The organism is Acidiplasma sp. (assembly GCF_038728925.1).
GTDB classification, from domain to species: domain Archaea; phylum Thermoplasmatota; class Thermoplasmata; order Thermoplasmatales; family Thermoplasmataceae; genus Acidiplasma; species Acidiplasma aeolicum.
In genome coordinates this window covers 78,611-86,919 of sequence record NZ_JAVYSZ010000006.1, presented here as the reverse complement: position 1 = coordinate 86,919, position 8,309 = coordinate 78,611, and the positions used below count along the sequence as shown (strand labels likewise).

The 8,309-nt window shown below is 33.0% G+C and carries 9 protein-coding genes; 2 read left to right on the top strand and 7 right to left on the bottom strand.

The window, feature by feature from the left end:
- Window positions 1–213, top strand: a 213-nt coding sequence (locus QXW15_RS03895) for a hypothetical protein (RefSeq protein WP_342790002.1), incomplete at its 5' end; no start/stop codon positions are given.
- Between the two features lie 194 nt (window positions 214–407).
- On the opposite strand, the gene QXW15_RS03890 is transcribed toward QXW15_RS03895, so the two are convergent.
- From QXW15_RS03890 to QXW15_RS03870, 5 genes are read right to left on the bottom strand one after another with little or no spacing between them, the layout of a single operon-like run.
- Window positions 408–1,700 (bottom strand): DUF58 domain-containing protein, encoded by a 1,293-nt coding sequence (locus tag QXW15_RS03890; protein ID WP_342790001.1) that lies wholly within the window; start codon window positions 1,698–1,700, stop codon window positions 408–410.
- Entirely contained in the window at window positions 1,697–2,653 is a 957-nt protein-coding gene (locus QXW15_RS03885) for a MoxR family ATPase (RefSeq protein ID WP_048100888.1), read from the bottom strand. The genes QXW15_RS03890 and QXW15_RS03885 overlap by 4 nt, the downstream gene beginning before the upstream one ends.
- Window positions 2,629–3,114 carry a hypothetical protein gene (locus QXW15_RS03880; RefSeq protein ID WP_048100887.1) on the bottom strand — a complete coding sequence of 162 codons (486 nt, stop codon included), beginning with the start codon at window positions 3,112–3,114 and terminating at the stop codon, window positions 2,629–2,631. The genes QXW15_RS03885 and QXW15_RS03880 overlap by 25 nt, the downstream gene beginning before the upstream one ends.
- Entirely contained in the window at window positions 3,114–3,635 is a 522-nt protein-coding gene (locus QXW15_RS03875) for a hypothetical protein (RefSeq protein ID WP_052656652.1), read from the bottom strand. The genes QXW15_RS03880 and QXW15_RS03875 overlap by 1 nt, the downstream gene beginning before the upstream one ends.
- A complete protein-coding gene (locus QXW15_RS03870) occupies window positions 3,635–4,810 on the bottom strand; it encodes a hypothetical protein (RefSeq protein ID WP_048100886.1) in 1,176 nt (391 codons plus the stop codon). The genes QXW15_RS03875 and QXW15_RS03870 overlap by 1 nt, the downstream gene beginning before the upstream one ends.
- Before the next feature lie 151 nt (window positions 4,811–4,961).
- Between QXW15_RS03870 and QXW15_RS03865 the strand changes: the two genes are divergently transcribed.
- Window positions 4,962–5,867, top strand: coding sequence for a nucleoside kinase (locus tag QXW15_RS03865; RefSeq protein WP_342790000.1), 906 nt, complete (start codon window positions 4,962–4,964; stop codon window positions 5,865–5,867).
- On the opposite strand, the gene cgi121 is transcribed toward QXW15_RS03865, so the two are convergent.
- On the bottom strand, window positions 5,868–6,293 hold the full coding sequence (gene cgi121 / locus QXW15_RS03860) for a KEOPS complex subunit Cgi121 (RefSeq protein ID WP_342789999.1): 426 nt from the start codon (window positions 6,291–6,293) through the stop codon (window positions 5,868–5,870).
- Window positions 6,283–8,250: an ATP-dependent protease LonB gene (gene lonB / locus QXW15_RS03855; protein WP_342789998.1), complete on the bottom strand. Its 1,968-nt coding sequence runs from the start codon at window positions 8,248–8,250 to the stop codon at window positions 6,283–6,285. The genes cgi121 and lonB overlap by 11 nt, the downstream gene beginning before the upstream one ends.
- Window positions 8,251–8,309: the final 59 nt, after the last annotated feature.

The window sequence follows — 8,309 nt, the reverse complement described above, 5'->3', positions numbered from 1 at the left end:
GTTCCCGCTGAGGATACAAAGGATCCAATGACGCCCGCGAATGAACTGGAGGTAATACCATGTATAATCAGAACAATGTCAATTAGCAGTGCAAGGGTTAACAAAAATCCAGTATTTATCTTAAATTCTGGAAATAACATAAAAAAATTATATAATAATTTATATTTCATAAATAGAATGGGATTCATGGATATTATTGTCAGTAAAAGATAAACCAAAAATGCCAGTGCAAAATAATACCTGTATTTTTTTATAAAATGGAAAAATAAATAAAATAGAAGTAATATTATGAATATTTCAATATCCAGGATAGAGTATGTATGTAATAATAAAAAATAGGTTATAAAAATCTGTGGGGCAAATATGAATACAGAAATGGGATATAATATAAGGTTGTTGATTCTTATTTAAACCGCCCCCAGATTGATGCTTCTTGCATAATTATACTCTTCCATTATCTTGGGCAGCATGGTTTTATCCTGAACAACATCTGCCCTGTAACCCATTCTTATAATACTACCTCTGACAAGCCTGAGCCTTGAAATTTGTGATGAATAGAGCCCCCTCATTAACAAATCCTGCAGTGGTTCACTTGGATTATAATTATAGAATGATGTGTGGTCTATAATAAACATAATAACATTAAATGCATATTCTGGCTTTTTTATATTTATATCTGATGCGGTCATTACAAAGATTAATGGTTTTTTTCCTGTTCTTTTATTAAGTATTTTTATTGCAGATTCAAAATCAAAATCTCCACCGGGAAGTATTGATGCTATTTTGGTTTCAAAATCCTTAATACTATTTCCGCTTTTATCCGGTTTTATAAAATAATTGTGTTCGCTGGAATATATAAAAAATCCAACATTATCACGGTTTTTTACCATATAATATGCTGCATTTATTATATTTGTTACAGTTTTATCGTATATTTTATCATCCCCACCAAAATTCATGGAATTGCTGTAATCAAGTAAAAATATTACAGTTATTTCTCTTTCCTCCTCCATTTCCTTGACCATTAATATATCATTGGACTCATCATATCTTGTCCAAGCTATGTATCTGAAATCATCATTTTCAGTATATGGCCTGATACCGTAGAGGTCATAGCCCTGGCCTGCCTTTTTTGAGTAATGGATTCCGTATGTATATATAAAACTGCTTAGCATTTCTGTTCTCTGAGACCTTATATCATTGGCTGATGGATATATTTTAATTTCCATGGTATTACAGTATTTTCTTTCAGAATATGCCAGATCGAAAATATCCCTCATGATTATGGTTATATCACCAAGTGAATATTTCCCGATGTATCTGGGCGTGATTTCATATTTTTTTGTTACAGTGGACTTTTTCCTTATTTTAATAATTCCAGAGTGATTCTCTGATATATTTAAAATGTCAAGGGCCTCATCAAAAAAATAGAAGCTTACATCGTTATTGTTATTGTTTTTAAACACAATATTAATTTCAAATGTTTTATTTTTCCTGAATATTCGTGTATTAACCTCCCTCCTTATATCTATATTTGACAGATATCTTGCCGAGGAATAATTAAAGAAAATTATATCTGAAGACACAATAAAAAACAAAATTAAAGTGAATATTATGTATCCTGAATATCCTATAATTATTGATTCCAGCAGACCGGATAGAATTGCAGTTATAATTACATACCCAAGCTTTTTTATCATCTTGGAACCTCAACGGATGATAAAATATTATCTATAACCCTGAATAATATATCCTGATAATTATTTTCTCCATCAATTAGTGATTCAGGTCTAAGTATTAATCTGTGGTTAAATATCTCATGGGCCATATATATAACATCTTCAGGTATAACATAATTTCTTCCGCTAATAAGTGCATTTGCCTTAACAGCACTTAGATATTTTACAGCGGTTCTTGGGCTTGCACCAAGATAAACCATTGAATTTTCCCTTGTCTGCCTTATTATGTTTACAATGTATTCCATTATGTCATGTGATGCATAAACATTTTTAACCTCATTTTTTAGAAACTCAATATTATCAGCACCCAGTTTATAATATTCCAGGTTGTTATTCCTGCTGGTTGATTCCAGTATTTTTAATTCATCGTCCTGTGAGGGATAGGTTAAAAAATATCTAAAAAGAAACCTATCCATTAAAGCTTCTGCAAGTGGGAATGTGCCCTCCTGCTCCACAGGATTTTGTGTGGCTATAACAAAAAATGGCCTCGGCAGGGGGTATGTTACACCATAGACTGACACATGCCTTTCCTCCATTGCCTCCAGAAGGGCTGATTGAACCTTTGGAGGTGTTCTGTTAATTTCATCTGCAAGTATAATATTCGCAAACACAGGACCCTTCCGGAATTCCATTTTTTTCAATTCCAGATTGTATACCATATTGCCGGTAATATCTGATGGCAACATATCCGGTGTGAACTGTATTCTTTTAAATTCAACGCCCAGATGCTTTGAGAATTCATCGGCAAGCATTGTTTTTGCCAGTCCTGGAACCCCCTCAAGTAATATATGATTACCGGTAAGCAATGATATAAACATGAACCTTACTATTCTCCTGGAACCTATTACCTTATCACCTATTAAATCGTTTATATCATTCAATCTATCTATTAATGATATACTCTCTGCCTCCATTCCTCAAACGCCTCCTCATTTATGATATCCATTTTAATGTTTTTTAATCTCTCATAGCTTTCTATTACCTGAACAGAATAATATTCTGCCCTTTTTATAAATCTTTGCCTGCGCCTGCCTGTTGAACTGGATGCCAATCCTGCATATTTTTCATATTTCTGCATTAATTTTCTAAAATTTTTTACCTCGTTTAAAACCATATCAACATCATTTGACATTTTTGATATGTAATCTTCATACTTTTTTGAACTGATCATTGTATATTCATGAATAAATTGATTTTGTGGTATATTAAATTTTTCAGATTTTACAGAGTTTTCTGGATCTTTATACTTATATATTACGGAATTAAAACCAATTACAATTATAACAACAATAATAATTAAAAGAGGATAAAGAAAAATAAGGGATGATCTTTTGATTAAAAGCGAAATTATGTCAAGAAATAGTATAGTATACATCATTGTTGATCGTTATAAAATAATGCCATGATATCCATATAATTATAAACATCCTTAATTTTGGATATTATCTCCTCTGAATTTATATTTTCATCGAAAATACCATATCTGGCCGGTTCATAATAATTAAGGTAAAAAACGGCAAGTTTTTTTAAAGCATAAAGCTGATTAATATTCTGTTTTGTATTATCCTTTTTGTCTGGCACATCTATGCCATTTAACGCCTCAATTAATTTATTATTATTAACCAGACCCTCACCTGGTTCAACCTTTATTCCAAGATTGTTGAGCTGATTTATTATAAACTCCCTGCTTGATCCATTTTTCTTCACGCTTCCATCGAAACTCTTAATATAATCTGAAAGCACTGAATTATATCCGAAAATTATTGCATCCTTAACCTTGCCATTGCCCAACATTTTACGCATTTCTTTAATAACAGGTATGTCATCAACTGTTTTTATTTTAATCACTGTTTGCTCAATAACTTTATTACTTTTTTTATCCTTTTTAAAAATCATTATTTTTCCACCTCACTCTCTGTGGTGTATGAAATCTTGAGGTAATAAAGCATACCGTTTGTTAATTTGCCGTTTGAGGATTCTGGACTAATAATTCCGGGAGTTTTGGTAACCACCTTAATTGGACCATTTTCATATAATCCAGAATTTGGTGAATAATTATTTCCGTTCACATTGAACGCAATTGTTTTCCCATTAACTGATATGCTTGAATTATTAAGGTCATATGGGAAGTTGAATTTTATCAATACACCATTTATTGATGTCGTATTATAGGTAACTGTGGTTATATTATTTGAAACCGTATATACATCCTGGGTTAGCTGTACTGAGGCATTGGCATCGGTTATACTTAAATACTTATATGGATTTGTTGAGTTTAAATCAATGTTAATCACCTTAACCAGTATATTTCCATAATAAACATTTAATGAATTCAGACCCGCACTGGCCAGAAAGGTGTTATTGCTGATAACATTAACACCATTATAAATAACTGAAAGATTTGATGAAACATTGAGGAGGTATGCTGTTATATTTTTAACAAATGTGCCATTTGAATGTATATATTTAATAAAAGATGTGCTGACATAATGTTTATTATTGTATGTAAAAGTATAATTCCCCTCAGGGGCCTTAAAATTAAAGAATGTGCCTGAATTATTCGATTGAACATTATATTTGATATCTTCCCCATCCCTGAATATTGTAAATCCTTTAATATTAACTGATTCATTTCCATTTAATGGAAAACTTCTCAACTCAACAGTATAATTAAAATCTTTAAGCAGTGCAACGTTATCATTAACATACGTGCTTCCAGTTACATTTTTTATTATTGTTGATGTGGAATAATTATAAAATTTCGTTGTAATTTTATACTGACCTGCCTGCGGTAATCTAAATGTGAAGCTACCGTTTGCACTTGTGATGCCCGTGTAGGTTTGAGTTCGGCCATCATATGTAATATTGGCCTTAAACTGCTGACCTGACACTGGGTTGGTTCCGTTTTTATATATTATTGTTAGATTAAATTGTTTTGGTATGTTAATATCATGATGTACAATTACATCATGATTGGGATTTTCATAGGGATATGCAATGGATACCAATGGGAAAATAATTAATACCGCAATTATTACGCTTAAAACTATGAACAAATTTTTCTTATCCATTTATATAATAATATTAATTATTTCCATAAATATTTTTCTAACTATATATACAGATTATAATAAAATTTTTAATAATTTTTATAATAGATTTACAATAAAATAATAATTAATAATTTATAAATATTAAATATAATGAAATGATATTGTTGTAATGAAGTTTCTCTCCTTCTTTGGCCATTTAAATATAGATGTAAAACTTGGTGTTTTAAATTTACCAATGCCGGGTGAGGCAACCAGTGTTAAAAATTTAAATAATGTTTACGCTGGTACAGCAGGTAATTTTGCATTTGTTTCAAAATCACTCGGGGTGGATTATGATCTTTATGCTGCTGTTTCCAGATCAACCCATAGTGGATTTCTTGATTTTCTCCGGCAGCGGAATATAGACTATAAACACATAAAAATTTTTGATGATGACACGGGACCAATTTGTTACATAGCGTCGGATGGAAAAGAACAGATTGCATACATGTACCAGGGTCCGGTATACACAAAATGGAAACCCTCTGAATATTTTGAATACGATAATTACAGGTACATACATTTTGGAACAGGACCTGCAGAGGAATACATAAAAATAGCCGAAAAAAATAAAAATTCAAAAATTGTTTTTGACCCTGGTCAGGAAACATGGTATATGTATACAAAAAATACTGCCATGGCCATGATTAATTTATCCAATATAATGATAATAAATAATAATGAATTTTCTTATTTATTAAAAATGGTGCAACATACAAAGGATGACTTATTAAATTATTTGGATTACATTATTGTAACATGTGGCAGCCACGGGTCTGTTATTTACTCAAAGGATGGTGAAAAACATTTTGATGCCTATTTAACAAAGGATATACACGATACTGTTGGCGCAGGTGACTCATTTAGGGCAGGTTTTTATTTTGGGCTTTACAATAATTTTAATATTGAGGATTCGGTTAAACTTGGAAATATAGTTGCATCCTATGCAATAAGAAAACCAATAATTGATTTTTCCGTAAAAAAGGATGATTTAATGAGAATATTAAAAATATATAAGCAGACAGAGGTTTTATAATTAAATTAGCAAATCGATATACGCCATATCCATAAAAACCTTTTTATCGCACTCCGCCTTATCATACGGAAGCTTAAAAGTTGATTTTTCCATTCCACCCAGATTTAAAAAGTTTTCAAAATCGCTGGATTTTTCGTAAATTACAATACCGTTTTCAGAATCCCGATGTATCCCGTTGAGATCTATTGCACTTGATATCTGTGTTGTATAACCAAGGTACATTAAAAATATATTTGATTTAATTTTAATTCTTTTATTATGCCTGAAATAGCGATCTGTTTTTTTTAAGGCATTAATTATTTGCAACTCAGATATAATGCTTTTTGCATCCACAACCTGAAAAAAATTATTTCTTGATTTTATAAAATTTAATATTAAATCAAAATTAAAATTATTAAATTTTATATAATCTATCTTATACCGCATTTGGCCTCTTCGATGTTGTTATCTCCTTTGATACAGGATGTATTATATTTTTAACCTTTTCAAGGAACTGTTCTTCTTCTGGGCCTTTAACAAGGGCGTTTGAAAGTACATCATCTATTGTTGCGGCAGCGATTATTTCTATTTTGTCCTTATGAGCCTCATCAAGTATAATATCATTGTAATTTGCAAGGGGGACTATTACCTTTGATAATCCACTGTCTATTGCAGCCTCAACCTTTGCGGTGACTCCACCAACTGGAAGAACATCGCCACGGACGCTTAATGAACCGGTCATTGCAACGGTCTGATCAATTGGTATATTTTCAATTGCAGATATAATTGCGGTGGCTATTGAAACACTTGCAGAATCGCCCTCCACACCCTCATATGTACCTATGAATTGTACATGTATATCCATATCTGAAATATTTTTGCCGCTGATTTTTTTAATTACGGCGGCCACGTTCTGAACAGCTTCCTTTGCTATTTCTCCAAGTTTACCTGTTGCATAAACTGTACCGTTATTAGGGTGCTGTGCCGGTGTAACCTCTGCAACTATTGGCATCACCACTCCTGTAAAGTCCGCCATTTCGCTGGAACCCATAACGGCAAGGCCATTAACCTTTCCAACTGCGGATCCCTGACCGGTAAACATTTTGTATAATTTTTTAACTTCTATTGCCCTGTCAGCTATCTGCTGTTCCACAGGCTTGCTTAGATCTCTTGCAGCGTTTACATCCTCTGCTGTTACTATTGTTTCCTTTTTGCTCACAGCAATGTCGCCAGCGATTCTTACAAGGCCACCAAGTTCCCTTAATCTTAATGTTAATTTTCCCTTTCTTCCTGCACGCTTCTGTGCTTCTTTTATTATTTCAACAATTGCAGCAGCGTCAAAGGGTGGGATTTTTTTATCCTTTGCAACCTCCTGCGCAACAAACTGAACCAATTTTCTGCGGTTCTCATCATTGTCATCCATTGTATCATTCATGTAAACCTCATAACCATATCCACGTATCCTTGATCTAAGTGCTGGATGCATATTTTTTATTGCATCAAGATTACCTGCAGCAACAAGAACAAAATCACATGGAACTGGCTCTGTTTGAACCATTGCACCTGCACTTCTTTCACTCTGCCCGGAAATTGCAAATTTCTTTTCCTGCATTGCGGTTAATAATGCCTGCTGATCCTCTGGTCTTAATAGATTTATTTCATCTATGAACAAAACTCCCTTGTCTGCCTTCTGGATATTTCCAGCCTCAACCCTCTCATGTGCAGGTGTTTCAAGACCACCAGACTGAAATGGGTCATGCCTCACATCGCCTAAAAGTGCACCGGAATGTGCACCTGTAGAGTCTATAAATGGGGGCTTATCATTGGGATTATGTGAGACCAGAATTTTTGGAACCATAACACGTTCAATTCTGGCGGCAGCAGGATTCATGGCCAATAATATGTATATAAACGCGGCACCAATTATGGCAAAGAATAATATTTCTATGGCTGTGCTTGGGCTGCTTTTGTATAGAACTATTGCCAGGATTATTCCTAAAAGTATGATTGAAAATACAATAAAAAGTAAGCTTTTTGAACGATCTTTTTTCTCCCTTTCGGCCTTTATCTGATACTGTTTTACAATTTCTTTACCCTTTCCGGCTGGGAAGGTCTTAATTCTGGGTTTGTTTGGATCCTCTGGATTTGGAAAGCACAGAATATCCTCTAAATCCTCCTTGGGGAGAAAATCAACCATGGACTGCGCCAGCATTGATTTTCCAGTACCTGGCTCCCCAATTAAAAGGACGTGTCTTTTCTGGATGGCCGCTTTTTTAATTACCTCTCCGGCCTTCTCCTGACCAATTACTTGGTTAAAAAGAAGCTTGGGCACTTCAATATCTTTCGTAGACTTTATGCCCTGATTAGATAACCATTCCTCTACATCATTATTATTTGCGTCCACATTATGATAATCTAATTCTATTTATTAAGTTTTTCTAATAAATATTTTTATAATTTGTT